We start from the raw sequence: 23,063 nt of genomic DNA, 5'->3' as shown, positions 1-23,063 counted from the left end.
ATGTAAAATGGGTAACGTTAAGAAAAGATTGATTTTTAGATACTAGATAGATGTTGATTCAATTTAAGTTGACTTTTTGGATTTTCAATATAAATGCAATACGGTTTTTTGGATAATGGGTTGAACTGGCATCCCGTAATGAAAGAATAGTAGTTTGAATATGAACGAGGATCTTTGGCGCGATTTACCACGACCTTTTTTTATTTTATCACCGATGAAAGATGTGACGAATGTTGTGTTTTGCCATGTAGTGGCTGAAGTAGCTACACTTGATGTTTTTTTTACGGAGTTTACGAACACGGAGAGTTATTGTTACCCTAAAGGGATCTTTAGTGTTCGCGGGCATTTGACTTTTACAGAAGGTGAACAACCGATAGTGGCCTGTATATGGGAGAATAAACCTAAACACTTCCGGGAAATGAGTATTGGTATGGCAGAATGAGGTTTTAAAGGTGTGGATATCAATATGGGTTGCCTTGTGCCAAATGTGGTAGCAAAAGGGAAGTGAAGCGGTCTAATCCGTTATCCTGATAATGTAGCAAACATCATACAAGCTACAAAAGCAGGAGGATTACCTGTTAGTGTGAAGACAAGACTTGGCTACACAGATGTGAACGAGTGGCGCGGCTGGTTGACACATTTCTTGAAACAAAACATCGCCAATTCATCGATTCATCTGCGTACTAAAAAGGAAATGAGCGCTGTGGATGCGCACTGGGAGCTGATTCCAGAGATTAAGAAATTCCGTGATGAGATAGCTCCCAATACACTTTTGTCAATCAATGGGGATATTGCTGATCGTCAAGCAGGCTTGGAGCTTGACGAAAAGTATGGTATCGATGGGGGGATGATTGGACGAGGTACTTTTTGGAATCCATTTACCTTTGAAAAAGAGCCAAGAGAACATAGTACCAAGGAATTGCTGGATTTATTAAGGTTGCAGCTGGACCTCTATGATAAAAATTCAACAGAATTACAACGACTTCCATTCAAACCGCTTCGTCGTTTTTTTTAGATTTATGTTCGTGGAATCTGTGGGGCTGGGGAATTGATTGAGAAATCAATTGATGAGCACAGAGTCAACAGATGGCGTGCGTACATTGCTCAACGACTTTGAATGTAAGAATGTTGATGACGTGGAGCAACTGGAGGATTAAGTGATGTTACCATGTTAGTAATGGTCGTTGTGTTTTGGAAAAACCAAAATAGCATATTACAGTAGCTAAATAGCCACAGTAGATCAAACCGAAATGTGTTTGCTGAACTGTGGCTATTATTATTTGTGTAAATTTTCTTTAAATCAACCAACCCACCAGCTGTTAAATAGCGCTGTTATGCCGCTTTTACCATACCGCCAATCACATCGATCGCTTGTTCAACAATTCCTTTGATAAGAAGTGGCATCGTAAACCAAGAACCCATCAAGACATAACTAGCGTCAATTCCACTCGAAAGCGCATGCTAAATCATAGCTGGAATTTGTTCAGGAGCGGTTTGTAACGCATTTACACGACGTTTATAGCCAGGGGTTCGTTTATCAATATCCGTTAAAATACCATTGATTTGGGCTTTCTTCAAACTAAGTAAAGAAAAACCACTGGCTTAAACGTACAACCATCTGACCACCCCAATGTAAGCATCCGAAAGCCTTTGTAAAAACGCATTTTTTGTGAAGCGTGATCAAAACAGTGCGCAAGAAGTTCCCCTTTTTTACTACGATTTCAATCAAAAGACGAATCGTCAATGATCAATACCTTTGTTCGTGTTTGGTCCGTAAGGCGTCCCACTTTTTGAATCGTAGAGGCACTAAAAGACAGTAAAAACCGGTGCCAATTGAACGTGGACTGATTCAAGAACCGATATACGTCATCCTTGGCTGGATAACAATCGGCTTTCTTTGACTCTAAAAGAAAGAACTAGTTTCTGTGTTGAAAAATCAAGCAAAAAACAAGTCTAAATAAGTATGAACAGCTAAAGCCGACTGACTTTTTAATGCCTACATTGCGCAAGTGTTTAAAAATCTCTAGTTGAGAAAAAACGGTATTTAGTTCTTAGGATAGTTGATTATTCTCTTGGTTTTATTCTAACATATAGTAGGCACCTCTTCTATGTGGTAGTGATTTTACGTTAATCTCTCTATACCGAAAGTTGAGGTGCCTTTTTTGATTTTTTAAATGTCAATGCATCTACTGGATATGCCAAAAAGTTAGTACTGGCAACTTATCACCCTGTTTTATTAGGTGCGAAAGTTGAGTAAAAACTTTTATTTTGTTCCAAAAAACTAATTATAAAGTGAAAAGGTTAAATTGAGGTTAACAAAAGATTAATGCATAAGGAAAGAACCTATTTTACGCTTACTTTTCTACGATATTCTGAAGGTGTAATCCCAAAACTCTTTTTGAAAACTTTTGTGAAGTGCTTAGAGTCAGTGTATCCAATCAGTTCAGAAACTTTATAAATCGTTATAGATGGATTATTTAATAAATTACAGGCTTTATCCAACCTAACTTTAGTTAAATATGTAATGAATGTCTCACCTGAAATAGATTTGAAAATTTGACCGAAATAATGTTCAGTTAAGTGAAATTTATTAGCCACATTGATTAGAGTAATAGGATTCATATAATTGGATTGAATGTATGATTTTGCACTTAAAATTAACCTTTCTTGTTGTGTAGTTAACCCACTTTCAACCTTTAGAGGAGCTGTTTCATCCGATATACTTATTTTTTTCTGCACATTGTTAACTAATTCAAATAGTTCATTTACATCAATAGGTTTTAAAACATACCCTTTAACGTTATATTTGATGGCACTCTTCGCATATGAAAAGTCTTCATATCCGCTCATTATTATCACATTAATAGACGGCATATTTTCATGAAGATATTTAGCTAAAGATATCCCGTCCATATGAGGCATACGAATATCGGTTAAAATAAAATCAATGTTTACCTTGTCAAGCCAGTAAAGGGCTTCTTTACCGTTACCTGCAGTTCCTACAACATCAATGTTATAGTCAATCCACCCATCCATTGCTTTTAGACTCTCTGCAATAAGCCAATCGTCGTCTACGATTAACATTTTGTACATTATAAATCACCATCCATAATAGGTATTTTAATTGTAACTGTTGTACCTTCATTGACTGTGCTATTTATATAGATACCAAACTCACTACCAAATCGAGATAATATTCTAGTTTGTACATTATATAAACCAACTTTGTTCTTATACTTCGTCAAATTCGAGGATTTATATTTTAGTCTGTAACGAATTTCATCAAGAGTTGCTTGATCAATGCCTTTCCCATTGTCCCTAATCTCGAATAAAATATGATCATCTTTCAATTTTCCATTAATATCTACATTACCGCTCGATTGAAGTGGATCAATTCCATGTATGATCGCATTTTCAACAATCGGCTGCAATATCCATTTAATCGTTAAAAGGCTTCCAATGCTAGGATCAATAGAAATGTGATAATGAAGAGGTTCACGCATCCTAATTTTCTGGATTTCTAAATAACTCACAATATAGGAGATTTCTTGATTGATTGTTACTTCTTCGTCAAATGTGCTAATACTTAATCTAAGTAGCCTCCCCAATAGAACAATTAAATGGCTAATTTCATATTCTTTTTTCATACGCGCTAAAGAGTTAATAGATTCTAACGTGTTGTATATAAAATGAGGATTTATTTGAAGTTGTAAAGCAGTAACTTCAGCTTCCTTTTTCAGTTTCGTTTCTTGTACAACAGAGTCTATAAGTTCTTTAATTTTGAAAAGCATATGATTAAATCCCCGGGCTAAATCACCTATTTCATCTTTGGAATTGGTAATGAATTCTTGATTGAAAACGCCACTTTCTACTTCAATCATTTTTTTACGCATTTTATTAATAGGAAATGAAATTTTATGGGAAACAAATAAAGAAGCGAAAATACAAACGACGATACTAGTAAAGACAATAATTAAAGTGATTATTTTTGTGTCTAATATGGATTTATAAAAGTCCTCGGCGTCAAAATACTCTACAATTGTCCAATTGGTTAAAGGATGTGTTCGTTTAAAGACAATAAATTTTTTCCCTATGTTATTAGTAATTTCTAAACCTGTTTGATGTTTTTTTATCATTTGTCTTGAAAAACCAAGTGATGATTTAGGTGGTAAAACTAAATCTCCATTTCCGTATATAAAAGTACCAGAGAAAACTTTTCCATCTGCATTTTCACCTAAAAGGTCAGCAATTAATGAGACATCAAAATCAATAATAATATAATTAAATGAATTTATTTTATAATCCCAAACCTTGTGGATATAAGAGTGCACCTTTTTTTCTTTTTCAAAATTGCTGTATTCACGGGTATGGGGTTTAGTGATTTTAGCACTTGTATAGTCATCAAAAGATTGAAACCAATCAGTATTATAAATATCTGTTGCGGAAAAGTCGCTATTAAAAGAATAGCCATAAGAATATATAAATCCTTGTTTGTTAATCATCGTGATTCCGACCATTTCTGGTAGTGCAGTTTCAATACTTCGTAGTAATTTATCGAGATCAATATATAATTGTTGATGGGCGGTTAAACTTTTATTTTCACTGAAAGTAGAATAGTGTTTATTAGCATTAATCGCATAGTCCATTCTCACTAGTGTATTATGAAGATTATTTAGACTTACTACTTTTTGTTCTAATATATAATTTGCGTGAAAGTTTAATTTCTCCGTTATACTTTGCGATGCTTTATTATAAGTTAACCATCCTACTGTAATAACTGGAAAAACTGATATTAATAGAAGACATAATAATAGTTTGAAGAATAAAGAATGAAACCACCTCATTTACCCACCTCTTTTATAAAATTTTGAATTAAAACGCTTACATAATTAACTTTTCTGTCAATAATTATTGCATTTAGACACAATATAGCACGTTAAAAGATTAGGTGGATGTCATTTAATGACTTTCACTCCTATCGTAGTGTCAAAAAGAGAAATGAATAACTCGGCATCCCCTTGATTAAAACAATCAATATACATATTCCTGCAATGGGTAGGGTGTCGGAGTCGTTAACTGAATGGTTACGAAAAAAATGTGCTTCCTGGGGGACTACCAGTGCAAAAATAGAAAGAGTAATTTCATTTTTCCTCAGCTGAAGTCAAGCCGGCCAGAAAGTGTCCACCTTTAGCTTATATCAGCGTTTTCTGAATTTCAAGGTGTTCTATTAGGGTAGGGGGTTAATTCTAATATATCAATCAATTTAACAGTTAAGTCGTATTATTCATTCGTAAAGTCTATAGTTATACAGATAATTTGCCATCCACACCTTGCCAATCGATTCACTACATGCTAAATTAAGAAATAGAAAATTTCATTATAGAAATTGTCATGTATAACCCCGATAATATGGTTCGGGGATCTCTACTAGGAACCGTCAAATCCTGATTACAAAAGCATTTTTTGTGATCAGGGTTTTTCTATATATATAAATGGGCTAACCCCTGGTATTAGGAGGAGATATTTTGGATGTTCGTGTTTTATTATTAGCAATCTCGGCCATTACAGTAGGATTGGTAGAGTTAGTTGTAGGGGGAATCTTGCCCGTCATTGCAGACGACTTAAACGTTTCAATCGGAACAGCTGGACAACTTATTACGATTTTTGCCCTGGTTTTTGCAATAGCTGGTCCAGTTTTATTAACGATGACAGCAAAAGTAGAACGAAAAAAGCTGTATCTAATTGCCTTGTCGGTATTTTTTCTCGGTAACGTTTTCACTTATTTCAGCCCTACATTTGCTCTTATGATGGGGGCACGCGTATTGACAGCCGCAAGTGCTGCCTTGGTAATAGTTCTTTCATTAACCATTACTGCACGGATTTCAAAGCCTGCAAACCGCGCTAAAGCACTCGGTTACATCTATATGGGGATTAGTTCTTCACTTGTACTTGGTGTTCCAATCGGTATTATCGTCACCGATGCGTTCGGTTGGCGATCAGTCTTTCTAGGCATAGGGATATTAACAGTTGGCTCCATTGCGTTAATCGGAAGATATCTAGAACAAATCCCGACAGGAGAAGTACAACCTCTTTCTGCCCAATTAAAAGCGTTTGCGAACAAGAAAGTTTTCTTTGCCCATTTAGCAACGATGTTCATGCTTGCTGGACATTATACGGTATACGCATATTTCACACCATTCCTAGAAACGACGATGCATCTAAGTCCATACTGGATTAGTACTTGCTACTTCTTATTCGGAATCTCAGCAATGAGCGGAGGGGCCTTCGGCGGCGGACTCGCTACACGTATTGGTTCTACCAAAAGTATTTTAATTATCTTAGGGGCTTTTGCGGTTAGTTTGTTCATTCTCCCTTACTCGACGTTCTCACTACCAATTTTCATCATCTTCATGATGATTTGGGGCGCACTTAGTTGGGCACTTGCACCAGCGCAACAAGAATACATTATTCAAAGCGATCCGGTTTCATCTGATATTCACCAAAGTTTCAACAACTCAGCTTTACAAGTCGGTATTGCACTGGGTTCAGGGGTGGGCGGAATGGTCTTTAGTCAAACTGGAAGCGTTACAAGTATGCCTGCAGTTGGTGGTATGGTTGTTCTAATCGCTATCATTTGTGCAGCGATTTCCCTTTCAGTGCCTGCAAAGAAAAAAACACAACTCATTTAAAATCAATAAATGGTTACAAAAAATATCACGGATATTCTACTAAGGTGTTCAGTTCATGGGTACAAAAACTAATAAAAATACCAAAGAGAGTCCAAACGCTTATGAATTGGGCTCCTTTTTTATGCCTATTTATCAACCTCCACGGCTAAAATGCAACTGTTTAAGATACGTTATTGACAGGTCAATTTAGGGAACTACAATTTTTTGATAGGTGTGATCACATAATGGATATAGAGCACCTCTTCACGTTATTATATTCGCATATTAATAAATAGACTATACGACATTAAGTGAGTTTTTTAACGAGTGGCTATAAAGTCAAGTGTGCCAAGGATTTATGACCACTCAATTTATAAAGGTGACATAGTAATCACTGTTTATGCCACCTTTATACACGATATGCCCCCTTGTATAAGTCTAAAAAGAACATTAAAGTAAGTATTAGAACTTGGTAGTAGATTTAGAATACATGGAAAATAAAGTGAATTAGGATAGGAGGAGATTTTATGAAGAGTTTTAATTGGAAAAATGTTGGGGTACTACTTTTCGTGTTAATGTTAGCGCTTACATCGGTCGGTTGTCAATCACCATCAGCGGTAAATGAAGATGGTAAAAAACCTGGTAAAAAGGAAAATGAAAGTACAGAAGATGTCTTAAATCTTTTAATACCAAATTACTATAATGATGTTGAGAAGCGACAGTGGGTTGAGGTAGTTGATAAGTTCAAAGAATTAAATGAAGGAATCGAGGTAGTCGTTGAAACTGGCGATGTACAAGTCGAGTCAGGAAGCTTACCTACATTATTGCAGTCAGGCGTTAATATTCCGGATGCAATCTTAATGAATGCTGGTCCCGGTAGAGTTGCAATTTTATCGGAAGCTGAATTAATTCGACCTATCAATGATTTGTATGTAGAACATAAATGGGCAGAGAAATTACGTCCCTATGCATATAATCTTATCTCCGGAGAAGAAAATATTTACGAAGTTCCACATATGATTGATGCAATTGGATTCTTTTACAATAAAAATGTTTTTGATATGGGTGGAATTGATAAAGCACCTGAAACAAAAGAAGAGTTTGAGACGACTCTTGAAAAACTTAAAGAGACTGGTGTTCCACCAATCACAGTAGGTGCTCGTAATGGTTATGCAGTTGGCTGGATTTTCGGAGTAATGATGGAAGCAGTCGCAGGGAAAGACAAAGTTGAAAACTTGTTTTATGGCGATGGTAAATGGAACGATCCTGAGTTTGTTGAAGTAGGAGAAATGCTAGTGGATTGGGTTGACAAAGGCTATATTGCAAAAGAATCGGTAACGCAAGCACAGCCAGATTCTAAATTTAGATTCTTAAGCGGCAAAGCGGCAATGGAAGTAGAGGGGTCGTATTTAATAACAGAGATATCTGAGCAAGGTTTAGAAGAAAATGTTCACTTCTTTATGATGCCTTCCTTCATCGAAGGGAAAACAGCAAGTCCGACGGGTGGAATTGGTCAAACTTGGGTAATACCTACAAAAGCTGAAGACGATGAACTTGCGGCAAAATGGTTTGATTTTATAGTTTCAGAGGAATTTAGTGAGACGGTATTAAACTTCCCAGACTATAACTTTATTCCTGCCTCACAAGCATCAGTAGATATGGAACCTGCTGGTGAAGCTTTAAAAACAGCAATGAACTTTGCAAAGGAAGGCACTGGTTATAATCCAAGTGTATTTATGGGTGTAGATGCTAAAGAAGCATACTTCCAAAATCTTCAAGGGTTAATTGGTGGACTAATTACTGCAGAAGAAGCGTTAGATGGTATTGAAAAAGGTGCTGAAAAAGACCGTGCTAATGGATTTCAGTTAAAGAAACAAAATTAGATAAATAGGACTGTCCCCCAATGAAAGAGGGACAGTCCATAACATTAAGGATGAGGTGAAAATACAATTGGTTATGGATATAGCAACTTCAACGGAAGATACCGTATCACAACAAGCCAAGGAAAACATGAAGTCAAAGAGAAGAAAGGTTATAAAAAGATACGTCACAGCTTTATCTTTCTTAGCACCAGCGTTGATACTATATTTCATATTTATGCTCTATCCAATGATTGACGCTGTAAGATACAGTTTTTTCGATTGGAACGGTGCATCCACATCCATGAACTTTATAGGTGTTGATAATTATACGGCGTTGGCAAAAGATGACATATTTTTAAGGTCGTTAGGTCATAACCTCTTATGGGTAGTATTGAGTTTAATTATGATGGTTATTCCAACATTAATTTTAGCAGTACTGATAGCAAATGTGAAAAAAGGACGTACTTTTTTCAGAGCTGGCTTTTACTTACCGAGTGTACTTTCGTTGGCAGTAATTGGTGTTCTATGGGCTAAGATATATGATCCAATAATGGGACCTATTAACGCCTTTTTGAAATCTATCGGGTTAGAATCGCTTGCGCAGAACTGGCTTGGGGAACCATTATTTGTTATTCCTGCCTTAGTTTTAGCTAGTACATGGGCTTTTTATGGGCTATATATGATTCTATATCTAGCAGGCCTACAGAATATTAGTCGTGAACTCTACGAAGCAGCCGATATTGACGGTGCAGGCCCAATTAGTAAGTTCTGGAATATTACGATTCCGAGCCTACGAAATACAATGAACCTGGTCATAAGTATGGTAGTCATTCATGCACTGAAAGGATTTGCACTTATATGGATTATGACTCAAGGTGGTCCATTCTATATGAGTGAAGTAGTTTCGACATTTGTATATAAAGCAGCATTTAGTATGAACAAAGTTAGTTATGGTACCGCAGCGAGTGTTGTGCTTGGGGTTATAATCATTGTCTTTACTGTCGGATTCAACATCTACCGGGATAGGAGTGAAGCAAAATGATAGCTTTACTTAAAAGAAGGACATCATCACAGCTGATGCTATGGATCACACTTATGGCGTTGTTACTACTAATTACGTCACCTATATTATTTGCGATACTGGCAAGTTTCAAAACAAACATTGAAATATTCACGTCTCCTTTCTCGCTACCTAAGAGCTGGAGTTTCGATAATATTATTAAAGCTTGGAATCTCGGAAACTTCAAAACCTATTTTTTAAATAGTGCTTTTGTGACAATTATAGGGATGATAATTGTAGTGCTCGTTGCATGTCCAGCGGGATATGCCTTTGCGCAATTGACATTTCGCGGAAATAATATTCTCTTCTATTTAATATTACTAGGCATGGCTTTACCTGTACAAGCAATTATTATTCCTATTTTTTACCAACTGCGATCTATGGGATTGGTTGATAGCTTATCGGGAGTTACGTTGGTATCAGCAGGTTTGGCATTACCATTCTCCATATTTTTGATGAGAAATACATTCCGAGATGTGCCTAAAGAATTGAGAGAGTCATCAACAATCGATGGAGCTAGTGAATGGAGAACATTTTTGTCTGTTATGCTTCCGTTGGCAAAACCAGGGGTAGTTGCTTTACTTATATTCACTTTCATGAATATATGGAATGACTTTTTATTACCTTTAGTATTATTGAAGTCTCAGGAAAACTTTACAATATCATTAGGATTATATTCATTTCAGGGCGAACAGGCTACAAACTATGCTCTAATTTTTGGTGGAACTGTGATTAGTATGATTCCAAGTATTATCGTGTTTCTTATATTCCAACGATCCTTTGTAGAAGGAATGTCGGAAGGAGCTAATAAGTAATACTACTATAAAACTTTAACTCAAGGTTCTAGCGATACGGGGTGCTTAAACAAGGCGTTGATTTGCTTTCCAGGCGGACGCTTTCCGTGGGGCGGGTGTTGAGCCTCCTCGTCGCAAGCTCCTGTGGGGTCTCAACTGTCCCGCTAATCCCACAGGAGACGCCGCCTTCCACTCCAATCAATGAAATCATGAATCTAATTCGATAATTAATAACTAAGATAATTAATTGTGAAATTGATTCATATTAGACAAAATACAAATGAAAAGGGGTAATTAGTAATGATTGAAATTAAAAAAGCTACAATTACGGATTTAAATGAAGAAAAATACTTAATGCCAATGGAGTGGGGCGGCCTTCAATGGTTATGTGGAGAAGAAATCGATCCGGATTCTGAGATGACATTTGGAATGGTTTATATCAATGCAGGCCAATCCAATCCGGTGCACAGACATCCAAACTGCGAAGAAGTAATCTTCGTCTTATCAGGAGAATGCGATCACACATTGGGTGACGAAACATATCACCTAAAGCCAGGAATGATGCTAAGAATTCCACGGGATGTGCCGCATAATGCAACTGTAACAAGTTGGGAACCATGTCGAATGCTCATTACATTTTCAGCTGGAGACAGAAAAACTATTGGTGAATAATAAAGTACAAATGAAAAGGGGAAATATAAATTGAGTAATACTAAAACAGCTACAATTACTGATTTAAATGAAGAGAAGCATTTATTACCAATGGACTGGGGCGGTATCCAATGGTTATGCGGACAAGAAATTGATCCGGAAGCTGAGATGACATTTGGAATGGTTTATATAAATGCAGGGGTATCCAATCCGGTACACAGACATCCAAACTGCGAAGAATTAATCTTCGTCTTATCAGGGGAATGCGACCATACACTCGGTGATGAAACATATCACTTGAAGCCTGGAATGATGCTAAGAATTCCACGTGATATTCCGCATAATGCAACTGTAACAAGTTGGGAACCGTGTCGGATGATCATTGCATATTCCGCACCGGATAGAAAAACCACAATTGGTTAAAATTTAGAACGTCGGGGGAGAAAAATAATGGAACCTGTAAAATTTAATTTTGAATATGAGAATAAGCTTCGTGCTGGATTTATCGGTTGTGGTGCACATGCATTTCGTAATGTGTACCCAACGTTTGATTATGCGCCTGTTGATTTAGTAGCTGTATGTGATCTAAGTGAAGAAAGAGCCGAAATTTACCGTAATAGGTTTGGAGCAGAAAAAGTATACACGGATTACAAAGAAATGATTAAAAAGGAAGATCTTCAGGCGATATTTGTTGTATTGAACTTTGATAAAAATGGCCATCCGCTTTATCCAAAAATACTGCCAGATATTCTTGAGGCTGGAATACCTGTATGGGTAGAAAAACCAATTGCATACACAGCTAATGAAGTAGAGGCACTTATAGAACTAGAGGAAAAAACGGGTCAGCAAGTTTTAGTGTCAAATAAGCGTTATTTTTATCCCTCATTTGTTAGTGCAAAACAGATTTTAGATACACCTGCATTTGGAGATTCTGTTTCTATTACAGGTAGGTATCCTTTAACTTTGTCACCTTTTCAAGAGAAATTAGGAGAACGGGCAGACTTGCATTGGTTCTTGGATATTTGTCACCCGATGTCAGGTATACATTATTTGATGGGTGATATTAAGGAAATGTGTTTTGTAGAGCACCAGCCAAGCGGTGATGTTCAAACGTTGTTTACATTTAAGTCAGGTGCAATTGGAAGTATGCATTTACCGTCTACGCAAGCAGAAACAAGCCCATTAGAACGGTTTGAAGTAATAGGAAACAAACAAAATATTGTAATAGATAATGCCATGAGACTATCTTATTATAAAGGCAATAAAGGTAGCGGGGAATATGGTAAGGCACCTTCCTATATAGGAGACGATCCATCAAATGGACCAGTCCACTGGGAACCGGAGTTTTCGCTAGGACAACTGTACAATAAAAACTTGTTTTTACAAGGGATGGTTCAAAGTGTGAATCATTTTGCTAATGCTATATTAAATGAAAGAAAGATTGAAAGAGCGACATTAAAAGATTCCTTACATTTAACGAAAATCTTTGAAGCCTATAAAAATAACAAAGCAGGAAAATGGATAGAAATATAAAAGCACAGTGGTAATATGTCAAGCACTTAAAAAAAGGAAATTGGAAATGCATTGTCTTGAACAAGCGCAATCTTCCTTTTTTACGCATACTCAAATAAACCTCCAATTTTAATTTGAAAAGAATGGATGAAAATGGAGGTCTAGGAAGTATTGAAAGCAAGGGAGCTTGTGAATCTACTTTTTCCTTTCAGGCGATATGTACAACTGATTTGTGCGTAGTAGCGAATGCACGAGGCGTACGAGTTTTTTAGCGGTCAAGACGAGAGCACGTTTGTGTTGATGCTTGGTGACTTCATTGTATTTCTTTTGATAAAAGGCTTTATATTCGGCGTCATACTTGCGTATGGCATCCGCAGCTTGTACAAGATAGTAACGTAAGTAACTATTGCCCGTTCGCATTCGAATAGTTTTCTCAGTTACGAATTCGCCTGATTGATACTGCGTCCAAACGAGCCCCACATATTTCGCTAACGCGTGGTGGTCGTCAAAACGCTTGATATCTCCAATTTCAGCGAGTAAGCCGGCCGCGTAGACAGATCCAATCAAATAATCAGGTAAGCACCTGTAAGCTAGTTTTTATTTATGAGAACTCATAAATGATGATTTAACCTTTTGGCCTCCTCCGTAAAACAGGGGTCAAACAGGTAAAACATAAAAAGGGTGAGGAAGCCAAAAGGCAACCGTTTCCTATAGGAAAACCAACAGACTCTCCAGCAGTCAGGATCAACTGGAAATTCTATCGGAAAGAGCTCTTACTACTAATATACGAGGGGGAAGTAAAATGAAATTTAGTATCATCACAGATATGTTAGGCTTGGATTCTTTTGAGGAATCTCTTAAAACTGCAAAGGAATTAGGCTTTGAGTATATTGATTTGAGAGGAAAGTTGGATGGGGATACAGTAGATTCTATTTCGCTAGAAAAAGCGAAAGAACTAAGTGATTTAGTAAATAAATATAACCTGAAAGTTACTACATTAAGTTCTTGGGCTGTGAATCCTTGTACGTTTTCTGGGCCATCAAGCTACGATAATTTTGATGACAAACACCATGAGAATATGAGTAAAGAGCTAAATCGATTATTTGATTTAGCTGATGTCTTTTCCGCTCCCTATATAAGGGTGTATTCTCTGCATAAAAAGGACGGATTTTATAATTGGACAGATTCAGAAAGGGAAAAGGAATATAAGAATAACGCGGAAGTTATGCGAAAACATGCAGATCATGCACAGAAACGCGACAAAGTTCTATTGATGGAAAACGAACCACCAACATTAGCAAGCACTTGTGTGGAATTGGGGATTTTGTTTAATTATGTTGATCATCCTAATCTGAAAATCAATTGGGATATTACTAATGGTTGGCGAGCCGGTGAGTACCCAACTTTGGAAACCTACGAACATATTAAAGGGCACGTCTATCAAACTCACTTGAAAGGAGCCTCTCGCCAGACTAATTCTATTTCTGATAAGGATCCTAATGGTAGATTTAATAACTTTGCTATTGCTGGTAAAGATGATTTTGGCCATAAGGAAATCATGAATGCACTTAAAAAATATGATCCTAATGTAATTATGACAATCGATACACATTACCCTTCTTTTTATCAACAAGATAAGATTGGTGAAGTCGAAGTAGTTCGTATAACGAAAGAGTTTTTTGAAGACATTCTTTATATTAAAGCATAAGGGAGGCCCCTATGGTTAAAAAAGTGGTAATGATAGGCACATTTGATACAAAAGAAGCCGAATTTTTATATGTGAACAATGTGTTTGAATCCGCTGGTGTTGAAACTATAATGATGAACACAGGTATTTACGAATCAAATGAAGTAGGTGATATCACTAGCGAAGAAGTTGCAAAAGCCGGTGGGGTTGATATAGTCGACTTAAGAAATAAGAATGATCGAGGTACAGCCGTAACGGTAATGATGAATGGTGCGTCAGCTATTATAAAGAATTTATTGGAAGAAGGCAATATCTCAGGAATATTTGGAATGGGTGGAACAGCTGGAACAACCGTTGCAGCTGCGGCCATGAGATGTGCACCAGTTGGATTGCCTAAAATGCTAGTATCTACTGTAGCTTCAGGAAACACTAGGCCGTATGTTGGGGAAAAGGATATTACGATGATGTATTCGGTAGTTGATATTGCTGGAGTCAATGTATTATCTTCCCAGATTCTAAGTAACGCAGCAAACGCAATGATCGGAATGGTGTCAGCTGTTAAAGAACCTGAAGTAAAAGAGGCGAAACCGTTAATTGCTGCTACAATGTTTGGTGTTACAACACCATGTGTGACAAAAACGAGAGAAATATTAGAGGAAAGTGGCTATGACGTCCTTGTTTTTCACGCTACTGGTGCTGGTGGTGATGCCATGGAATCCTTAATTCAAGATGGCTTTATCAAAGGTGTTGTTGATATTACAACAACCGAATTAGCTGATAGTCTTATAGGAGGAGTCTTCAGTTCAGGTCCTGGAAGACTTGAAAGTGCAGGGGCAAACGGAATACCGCAAGTTGTATCTGTAGGTGCCTTAGATATGGTTAATTTCGGAGCACCTGAAACAGTTCCAGAAAAGTTTGCAGATAGAACTTTTTATCAACACAATCCTACAACTACATTAATGAGAACAACAGTTGAGGAGAATTCGAAGTTAGGGGAAATTATTGCACAGAAGTTAAATAAAAGTAATTCCCCAGCAGTCCTTGTATTTCCTAAAGGTGGAATTTCTTTGTTAGACAAGGAAGGTCAATTTTTTGAAGGAGAAGAAGAAAGAAAAGCGCTTTATAAAGCTATAAAAGACAATCTAAGTCCAAGTATCACTTTTATTGAAGTAGATGAAGATATTAACGATCCATCTGTATCGGAATTACTTGCTGAAGAATTATTAAAACTACTAAAAAGGGATGGTGAAAATAATGACAGTATCAAGAGAAGTAGCATTAAAACGACTTAACAATCAGATCGAAAATAAGAAGGTTATTATTGGTGGTGGAGCAGGTACGGGATTATCGGCAAAGAGTGCTGAGATAGGCGGAATTGACTTAATAATCATCTATAATTCAGGGCGTTTTCGCATGGCCGGTCGCGGATCACTAGCTGGTTTAATGCCTTATGGCGATGCAAATCAGATTGTAGTAGAGATGGGTAATGAAGTTCTAACAATCGTAGAAGATACACCGGTTCTAGCTGGTGTTTGCGGAACTGATCCTTTTAGAAATATGGATTTGTTCTTAAAACAGTTAAAGGATCAAGGATTTTCAGGTGTACAAAACTTCCCAACAGTTGGACTAACAGATGGACAGTTCCGTCAAAATCTAGAGGAAACTGGGATGGGTTATGATTTAGAGGTTGATATGATCAGAAAAGCACATAATATTGGGCTAATTACATCACCATATGTATTTAATAAAGAAGATGCAATTAAGATGGCTCAAGCTGGTGCTGATATCCTTGTCGCGCACGTTGGACTAACAACTAAAGGGGATATAGGTGCACAAACTGCGATGACTTTGGATGATGCAGTAAAAGTAGTCCAAGAAATTCACGATGCGGGTAAGTCAGTTAATGAAAATGTTATTGTTCTTTGCCATGGGGGTCCTATATCAGAGCCGGAAGACGCTGCATATGTGTTAAGCAGGACTAATGGTGTTTCCGGATTCTTCGGTGCATCGAGCATAGAAAGACTTCCTACTGAAGCTGCTATTTCAAACCAAGTTCGAGAATTTAAAAAAATTGATATTAGTATGGAAGTTGCCACTAAAATTTGAAGAATGTTTGATTAAATAGAAAGAGTTCTTTTATATAACAAACCACTGTAAATCACTTATTTAAAAAAGTGTTTTACGGTGGCTTTTTAATATAGTTATTAGGATAGGAGCATGAAAAATGAAACGTCCGTTACTATATAGTCTATTAGTTATTGTAATGATGATATGGGGATTTAATATCATTGCGATTAAAATTATTGTATCGACTTTACCCACGATTACAATCACTGCTCTTCGAGTATTTATGGCATTTTTGGCCCTGCTTCCTATCCTTTACTATAAAAAATTATTTCGAATTTTATCTAAAAAAGAAATGGCTTATGTATTGGGTATAGCTCTTACTGGTGTTCTTGGGCATCAGGTATTTATGTCTGTAGGCCTTAATTATACTACGGCTACAAATGGAGGGGTGATACTTGGTACTGTGCCTATTGCTACTTCGGTAGCGGCTATACTTTTTCTAGGAGATAAATTAACAATATCAAGAGTTTTAGGATTATTATTTGGTTTTTCAGGAGTTACTTTTATTATGTTTGCCAATGCTTCCGTACCAATTGGGTTTTCTATTGGTGACCTGTATATGTGTATTGTTGTCGTTTTACAGGCACTTAGTTTTGTATTAATTAAAAGATTATCAGAATCTGTAGAAGTTATTTATATTACAGGGATAACCCAGCTCTTTGGTTTTGGCATGCTGCTTTCTTTAAGTATTGTTATTGAACCAAATGGAATTTCTTTATTGAAATATGGATCAACTACTGTGTGGTTACTGTTTCTCGGCTCTGGGTTAATAGCAACTGGATTAGGCCATTTACTATACAATTATGCAATACAGCAAGTAGGTGCAAGTAAATCGGCATTATTTCTAAATCTATCACCATTTTTTGCAATACTCGGTTCAGCACTTTTTCTAGGGGAACCTATTTTTGCTGGACAGTGGATAGCCTTTGGTTTAATAGTTATAGGTGTTATACTGGGCGCCGGAATGCTAGAACAGATTAATATAAGAAGTTTGCGAATGATACTAAAAAAACAATAATTACTTTATCCTGTTGCCTACATCTTGTTTTTTCACTTTTATATTTACACATCAAGCGTGTTGATTATCTAAAATCATACAGACTTATCCTGTAAAATGTAAAATACTCATTTAAAATAATAGCCATCTCTGATTTCCAATTAATCGGGAGTTCATCGTGTAACAGTTTGCGATGAACTCCCGATTGATAGTTCACAAAAATCTTTTTATTTTCCGTGTTTTTATAAAGTCATCTAAGTAGTACGTAAGCAATAAGTGGGACAAAAAGCTGGTTAAATACAGGGTTTGGCATTGTGCCGAATAACACGGGGACATTAAGATGTTGCTTGATCCAGCGGAAAAAATTCGATTTTTCAGCGCGTTTTGTACATGTCCGCAATCCTTTCAGCTGAAACCATCATCAAATCGGCGGCAACTAGGATTTTTTTTCAGATCATCAAGAAAAAGACGATGCGGTGACGTTTTCTTGATCGGGATTGCGGTGTTCCTAATTGGCAAGTGATGTCCTTCGTGATACGAGACCCCTTTTCAGGCGTACGTTTCAACGAGTTAGGACGAAAAATCCAGACGTTATCTTTTAAGCGAATGACAAAGTCCTGTTTATCCAAAACGAACTGATCAATTCGCTTGATATTAAAACAGGCACGTTCTTGAACCAGCACAAAGCGCAGACCCGCTAAATTTTCATCCATTGGTCCATCGTGTTTAAGCCCTGTGCTTTCCACGACACATACAGGCATCTCAGCCTCTGGCGAGTAACTTATGTGCAACTTGATGCCTGAACGTTCGCCATGATAGACCGCCCATGGAAGACGGAGTTTACCTACCGTAATTGCGGTAGAATCGACGATTAAAAGTTTGTTTTAAATCTCTATTGCTCGGCGAGTCTCCCGATTACATTCTGACAAAATGAGATCAAACAGTTTTTTCATTAATTCGAAATATAGATACCCTGCTTCCTTGGATAACGTCGAGTAGTTGACTGCTGGCAGACTGACACTTGGTCCGACATCCGCATAATACCGGAAACTTTTCCATTCGCATGTCGCTGCGGTAATGAGATTTTAAATCAATGTCATTACGCCCAACTTGCGGGCTGTCTACTCGTAGTCAACGGCTTTTGTCAATAAATAAAGCTCTTCCGGAGAAATAAATTTTTGAATCAAATTAGGGAATACGGTATTCTTTTTGTTTTATATTGGCCTTTTATAGTCAATCAATACACTTGATGTGAAGTATTGATTGACTTCTTACCAACCGTCAAAGGATATAAATTGATGGAAGTAGAGAGGTTTGAGAGAGAATCAGGTGGAGCCCCTGCGAATGTAGTAGCATGTGTATCTAGGTTAGGGGGTAAATCAATATTCATAGGAAAAGTAGGAGAGGATGCTTTCTGGGAATATCTATTAGATGTGTTGAAGAAAGAAAACATTAATACTGGATTGGACTAAAGTGAGGGAGTCAAGCACTTCATGTTTCTTTTTTTGGAGGGGGGAAACATACTATAGTCTATGAAATACCGGTTTGCGCTAAAGAAGACATTAAAGGAACGCCTTGCGAAATTAGCAGGCGGCGTTGCCGTGATCAAAGTCGAAGCAGCAACTGAAACAGAACTAAAAGAACGTAAACTTCGCATCGAGGACGCATTGAACTCTACACGTGCAGCTGTCGAAGAAGGTATCGTTTCTGGTGGTGGTAAAGCACTTGTTAACGTCTACAGCAAAGTAGAGGCGTTACTAGAGTCTGTAGAAGGCGACGTAGCAACAGGCGTGAAAATCGTTCTTCGTGCGCTTGAAGAGCCAGTTCGTCAAATCGCTAACAACGCAAGCCTTGAAGGTTCAATCGTTGTCGATCGTCTGAAACGCGAAGAAGTCGGCATCGGCTTCAACGCAGCAGAAGGCACTTGGGTTAACATGATGCAAGCGGGTATCGTCGACCCGACTAAGGTGACACGTTCAGCACTCCAAAACGCAGCATCTGTAGCAGCGATGTTCTTGACAACTGAGGCAGTTGTAGTGGACCTACCTGAGCCAGCTGGTGCTATGGGTGGAATGATGTAATAACCGCTCCCAACCCTTGATATGTATGGGTTTGTGAGTACGATAAAAGTGGTTTGCTAACATTTTGCTAACATAGAGGATTTTAATCGAGGCTTCTCATGAGTTCAGTGAACTTTTGGGAGGCTTCTTTTTTTATTTCTTGCGTAATTTAATCATTCATTTTGCCACGACAAAGGTGGCAATGGTATTTTATTCATTCGGGTGGTAAGGTTCAATTGATAAAAAAATTTGATTTTCAACTGCTTTGTAGACCTATAACGGGAGTAATCTTCCTGTAACAGTGACAATAAATAAACAGTTTATCTTTCATAAAATATAAAGAAATGCGGTGATCATTATGTTGGAAGAACAAAACAACGAACCTAAAAGAAAATATGCATGGGTTGACAAGTGGGCAAAGATGACCGGGGAACGTGCAAGAATTGACGCAAAGGTCAACAACACATACATCGTATATGAGAAAAACGGAATGCTTGTAAAGGAATTTCCGAATGGAGATGTTATTCCATTTAAAAAAGATGGTGAATCCTAATGCATACACAAATTGAAAGCAAATTGTCACCATTTGCTTTCAATTTGTATCTATTTCAGGCCTCGCATTAGCTTGCTGAAAATCCGATTTTCAATGGTATTTTCAACACAGTTTTTTGAATAGATGTCGGTGCAAGTTGCTCAAATGAAAATCCATATAAATAAGACGGTCTTTCAACTATTTGCTGAGATGTTGAAAGGCTTTTTTGGTTCTGATTTCTATTATGCTTTAGGTGCCAGTATCCCTGTAAATATGGTACTGTTAGTATAGTAAAAGGAATTATAATTCCAATGGAGGCACAACAATGAATCAATTAACTTTACAAGAATTAGAATCGCATCTTTGGAAGTCTGCCGATATTTTACGTGGTTCGGTCGATTCGGGCGACTTTAAAAATTACATATTCGGATTACTGTTTTTAAAACGTTTAAATGATGTATTTGAAGAGCATCGTGAGGCGATTATTGCAGAGCATGGTGAGGAGATTGGTGCGTTATTAGTGGATGACCAAGATCAGTACCAATTCTATGTGCCAGAAGCAGCACGTTGGACAATGATTCGTACAAAGGCTGAAAATATAGGTTCCGCGATTAACGTAGCATTTGAGGCACTTGAAAACGAAAACGTAACCCTTGAAGGTGTTTTAACACCAATCGATTTCAACCGTAAAGAAGTGTTGACAGATGGTGTCCTACAACGCTTATTGCAACACTTTGAATTACTAGACTTACGTAATGCAAGTTTACCTGAACCAGATATGCTGGGGCGTGCATACGAGTATTTGATTAAAATGTTTGCTGACGATGCGGGGAAAAAAGGCGGCGAGTTCTATACGCCTTCAAAAGTAGTAGAACTTATCGTAAAGTTGATTAAACCAGAAGAAGGTATGCGCGTGTATGATCCAACATGTGGTTCAGGCGGTATGCTCATTCAATCAGTAGACTATGTGAAATCAACAGGTGGCAATCCACAATCTTTGTCGCTATTCGGACAGGAGAAAAACTTAGGTACGTGGTCAATTGCGAAGATGAACTTATTACTACATGATCTACCAGACCATCGCATTGAAAAAGGCGATACAATCCGTACACCAAAGCTTGTAGAAGACGGTGAAATCATGTTGTTTGACCGTATTATTGCCAATCCACCCTTCTCCCTTAAAGAGTGGGGACGTGAAGAAGCGGAGCATGACGTATTTGGTCGTTTCCAATACGGCATACCACCCAAAAGTCTGGGAGATTACGCATTTATCCAACATATGATTGCCTCATTAAAAGCAAATGGTATGACGGGGGTTGTTATGCCTCATGGTGTACTATTCCGTGCTGGTGCTGAGGGGAAAATTCGTCAAGGCTTACTTGAATCTGATCTATTTGAAGCAGTCATTGGTTTACCAACAAATTTATTTTATGGTGCAGGCATTCCTGCAAGTGTTCTCATCTTTAACCGTAATAAAGACGAAAAACGCAAAGGTAATGTCCTGTTTATCGCAGCAGAAGACGAGTACCAAGAAGGTAAAAACCAAAACACATTACGAGATGAAGATATTGCGAAAATTGTCTCTACGTTTGATGCATATAAAGACATTGAAAAATACGCGCGTGTTGTGCCACTGGAAGAAATCAAAAACAATGACCACAACTTAAACATTACACGCTACATCGATAAATCAGAGGAAGAAGAGCCAGTTGATCTTGCGGCTGTTCTACAAGAAATTCAAGCAATCGAAGTGAAACGTAACGACACAAAAGCGAAGTTAAATGGGTACTTATGCGAACTTGGGGTAGGTGAAATTTAATGAGTGAAGTACGTGAAGGCTTTAAGATGACGGAGCTTGGCGAGATACCGGTAGAATGGAAAATTGAAACACTAGATTCGGTTTTGGATGTTAGGGATGGAACGCATGATTCACCTAAATATATAAATTCTGGTATTCCTTTTTTAACATCAAAAAATTTAAGAAACGGAAAACTAGATTTAACGGAAGTAAATTATATTTCAGAGAAAGACCATCGCCACTTTAGTAGTCGTTCTTTTGTGGAGAATGGGGACATCTTATTTGGGATGATTGGGACGGTTGGTAATCCTGTTATTGTGAATTTACCTTTTGAAGTATCGATAAAAAATGTTGCCTTATTAAAATTTGCAAGTTCGAATTTAAATAATAAATTTGTTTTAGAATATCTAAATTCTGTTTTTGTTAATGAGCAATTTAGAAGACTAAGTAATGGTGGAGTACAAAAATTTATTGCATTAGGAGTGATTAGAAAGTTAAAGATTATTATTCCTACTAAAGATGAACAACAAAAAATCGCCTCAATCTTTTCAACGGTAGATGCACAAATTGATGAAACCGAGCAGTCGATTGTGAAAACAAAAGAATTGAAAAAAGGTTTAATGCAGCAATTGCTAACAAAAGGGATTGGGCATACGGAATTTAAGCAAACGGAGCTTGGTGAGATACCTGTTGGATGGAATATAGAAACCCTGGGAAGCGTATGTTCTAAAATTCAAGATGGGAATTATGGAGCAAAATATCCTAAATCTGATGAGATGCTTGAAGAAGGGATTCCTTTTTTGACGTCCAAAGTACTAGGGAAATATGGCGGAATACAAATCGACTTAATAAATTTTATATCCGAAGAAAAGCATAAGGAACTTAAGAAGGCTCATCTAGCTTTAAATGATGTGTTACTCACCAATCGTGGTGCCTCAGTAGGTGCAATTGCTTATGTAACAAAAGAAATAGCTCATGGAAATATAGGTCCGCAATTAACATTATTAAGAAGTGATAGTGAAATAATTTCAAGTGAATTTCTTTATCAGTTAATGAAAAGTTCAATTGTTCAAAGTCAGATGCAAGGATTGGATAGTGGGAGTGCTATGAAGTTCTTTGGAATTGAAGAAACCAAGAAGTTTAAAGTAGTTTTGCCTAATATTGAAGAACAACAAAGAATAGCCCAGATTCTTTCAACAGTAGACAACCAAATAGAAATCTATGAACAAGAAAAGGCAAAGTACGAAGAACTCAAAAAAGGTTTAATGCAGCAACTTCTGACAGGTCGAATTCGTGTGAAATGTTAATTTGAAGT

Annotated in this window: 18 protein-coding genes, 3 pseudogenes and 1 riboswitch; of the genes and pseudogenes, 17 read left to right on the top strand and 4 right to left on the bottom strand. The window is 37.2% G+C overall.

Annotated features, from left to right (window positions below; all coding sequences use genetic code 11):
- Positions 1-160: 160 nt before the first annotated feature.
- Positions 161-1,157, top strand: a pseudogene (locus R2B72_RS13555) (tRNA dihydrouridine synthase).
- Positions 1,158-2,343: 1,186 nt separating this feature from the next.
- Here R2B72_RS13555 and R2B72_RS13545 read toward each other — a convergent pair.
- Both R2B72_RS13545 and R2B72_RS13540 read right to left on the bottom strand, forming a co-directional pair.
- On the bottom strand, positions 2,344-3,093 hold the full coding sequence (locus R2B72_RS13545) for a response regulator transcription factor (protein ID WP_318617156.1): 750 nt from the start codon (positions 3,091-3,093) through the stop codon (positions 2,344-2,346).
- Positions 3,093-4,844 carry a sensor histidine kinase gene (locus tag R2B72_RS13540; protein ID WP_318617155.1) on the bottom strand — a complete coding sequence of 584 codons (1,752 nt, stop codon included), beginning with the start codon at positions 4,842-4,844 and terminating at the stop codon, positions 3,093-3,095. Before R2B72_RS13540 ends, R2B72_RS13545 begins: the two co-directional genes overlap by 1 nt.
- Positions 4,845-5,371: 527 nt before the next feature.
- Positions 5,372-5,471: riboswitch (purine riboswitch) on the top strand.
- A 54-nt stretch (positions 5,472-5,525) separates the two neighbouring features.
- On the opposite strand from R2B72_RS13540, the gene R2B72_RS13535 reads away from it, so the two are divergent.
- The 7 genes from R2B72_RS13535 (at position 5,526) to R2B72_RS13505 (ending at position 12,568) form a co-directional block, all read left to right on the top strand.
- Positions 5,526-6,689 carry an MFS transporter gene (locus R2B72_RS13535; RefSeq protein WP_318617154.1) on the top strand — a complete coding sequence of 388 codons (1,164 nt, stop codon included), beginning with the start codon at positions 5,526-5,528 and terminating at the stop codon, positions 6,687-6,689.
- 506 nt (positions 6,690-7,195) lie between these two features.
- A complete protein-coding gene (locus tag R2B72_RS13530; RefSeq protein ID WP_318617153.1) occupies positions 7,196-8,551 on the top strand; it encodes an ABC transporter substrate-binding protein in 1,356 nt (451 codons plus the stop codon).
- A gap of 73 nt (positions 8,552-8,624) precedes the next feature.
- Positions 8,625-9,572 (top strand): sugar ABC transporter permease, encoded by a 948-nt coding sequence (locus R2B72_RS13525; RefSeq protein ID WP_318617171.1) that lies wholly within the window; start codon positions 8,625-8,627, stop codon positions 9,570-9,572.
- A complete protein-coding gene (locus R2B72_RS13520) occupies positions 9,569-10,405 on the top strand; it encodes a carbohydrate ABC transporter permease (RefSeq protein WP_318617152.1) in 837 nt (278 codons plus the stop codon). Before R2B72_RS13525 ends, R2B72_RS13520 begins: the two co-directional genes overlap by 4 nt.
- A gap of 279 nt (positions 10,406-10,684) precedes the next feature.
- Entirely contained in the window at positions 10,685-11,056 is a 372-nt protein-coding gene (locus R2B72_RS13515) for a cupin domain-containing protein (RefSeq protein WP_318617151.1), read from the top strand.
- A gap of 30 nt (positions 11,057-11,086) precedes the next feature.
- The gene (locus R2B72_RS13510; protein ID WP_318617150.1) at positions 11,087-11,458 is read left to right on the top strand and encodes a cupin domain-containing protein; all 372 of its coding nucleotides are present in this window, start codon (positions 11,087-11,089) and stop codon (positions 11,456-11,458) included.
- A 27-nt stretch (positions 11,459-11,485) separates the two neighbouring features.
- The gene (locus R2B72_RS13505) at positions 11,486-12,568 is read left to right on the top strand and encodes a Gfo/Idh/MocA family oxidoreductase (protein ID WP_318617148.1); all 1,083 of its coding nucleotides are present in this window, start codon (positions 11,486-11,488) and stop codon (positions 12,566-12,568) included.
- Positions 12,569-12,742: 174 nt separating this feature from the next.
- Here the strand turns inward: R2B72_RS13505 and R2B72_RS13500 are convergent.
- Positions 12,743-13,111, bottom strand: a pseudogene (locus R2B72_RS13500) (transposase); the annotation flags it as partial.
- A gap of 238 nt (positions 13,112-13,349) precedes the next feature.
- On the opposite strand from R2B72_RS13500, the gene R2B72_RS13495 reads away from it, so the two are divergent.
- The 4 genes from R2B72_RS13495 (at position 13,350) to R2B72_RS13480 (ending at position 17,379) form a co-directional block, all read left to right on the top strand.
- Complete coding sequence (locus R2B72_RS13495; protein WP_318617147.1) at positions 13,350-14,255, top strand: sugar phosphate isomerase/epimerase; 906 nt, start codon at positions 13,350-13,352, stop codon at positions 14,253-14,255.
- Between the two features lie 11 nt (positions 14,256-14,266).
- Positions 14,267-15,526, top strand: a complete 1,260-nt coding sequence (locus R2B72_RS13490) for a Tm-1-like ATP-binding domain-containing protein (protein ID WP_318617146.1) — start codon at positions 14,267-14,269, stop codon at positions 15,524-15,526.
- A complete protein-coding gene (locus R2B72_RS13485) occupies positions 15,489-16,340 on the top strand; it encodes a phosphoenolpyruvate hydrolase family protein (protein WP_318617144.1) in 852 nt (283 codons plus the stop codon). Before R2B72_RS13490 ends, R2B72_RS13485 begins: the two co-directional genes overlap by 38 nt.
- Positions 16,341-16,458: 118 nt before the next feature.
- A complete protein-coding gene (locus R2B72_RS13480) occupies positions 16,459-17,379 on the top strand; it encodes a DMT family transporter (RefSeq protein WP_318617143.1) in 921 nt (306 codons plus the stop codon).
- A 428-nt stretch (positions 17,380-17,807) separates the two neighbouring features.
- Here the strand turns inward: R2B72_RS13480 and R2B72_RS18690 are convergent, their stop codons facing one another.
- Positions 17,808-18,212, bottom strand: coding sequence for a hypothetical protein (locus R2B72_RS18690; RefSeq protein WP_412177855.1), 405 nt, complete (start codon positions 18,210-18,212; stop codon positions 17,808-17,810).
- A 405-nt stretch (positions 18,213-18,617) separates the two neighbouring features.
- Here R2B72_RS18690 and R2B72_RS18685 point away from each other — a divergent pair, with 405 nt between their 5' ends.
- From R2B72_RS18685 to R2B72_RS13455, 5 genes and pseudogenes are all read left to right on the top strand, one after another.
- Positions 18,618-18,830 (top strand): PfkB family carbohydrate kinase, encoded by a 213-nt coding sequence (locus R2B72_RS18685; protein ID WP_412177853.1) that lies wholly within the window; start codon positions 18,618-18,620, stop codon positions 18,828-18,830.
- An 81-nt stretch (positions 18,831-18,911) separates the two neighbouring features.
- Positions 18,912-19,439 (top strand): annotated as a pseudogene (locus tag R2B72_RS13470) (TCP-1/cpn60 chaperonin family protein); the annotation flags it as partial.
- A 337-nt stretch (positions 19,440-19,776) separates the two neighbouring features.
- Positions 19,777-19,971, top strand: coding sequence for a hypothetical protein (locus tag R2B72_RS13465; RefSeq protein ID WP_412177852.1), 195 nt, complete (start codon positions 19,777-19,779; stop codon positions 19,969-19,971).
- Positions 19,972-20,275: 304 nt separating this feature from the next.
- A complete protein-coding gene (locus R2B72_RS13460; RefSeq protein ID WP_318617142.1) occupies positions 20,276-21,769 on the top strand; it encodes a class I SAM-dependent DNA methyltransferase in 1,494 nt (497 codons plus the stop codon).
- Positions 21,769-23,055: a restriction endonuclease subunit S gene (locus R2B72_RS13455; protein WP_318617141.1), complete on the top strand. Its 1,287-nt coding sequence runs from the start codon at positions 21,769-21,771 to the stop codon at positions 23,053-23,055. Before R2B72_RS13460 ends, R2B72_RS13455 begins: the two co-directional genes overlap by 1 nt.
- Positions 23,056-23,063 lie beyond the last annotated feature (8 nt).

This window comes from Sporosarcina sp. YIM B06819, from assembly GCF_033485175.1.
In the GTDB taxonomy this organism is placed as follows: domain Bacteria; phylum Bacillota; class Bacilli; order Bacillales_A; family Planococcaceae; genus Sporosarcina.
This window is presented reverse-complemented; position numbering and strand designations above follow the sequence as displayed.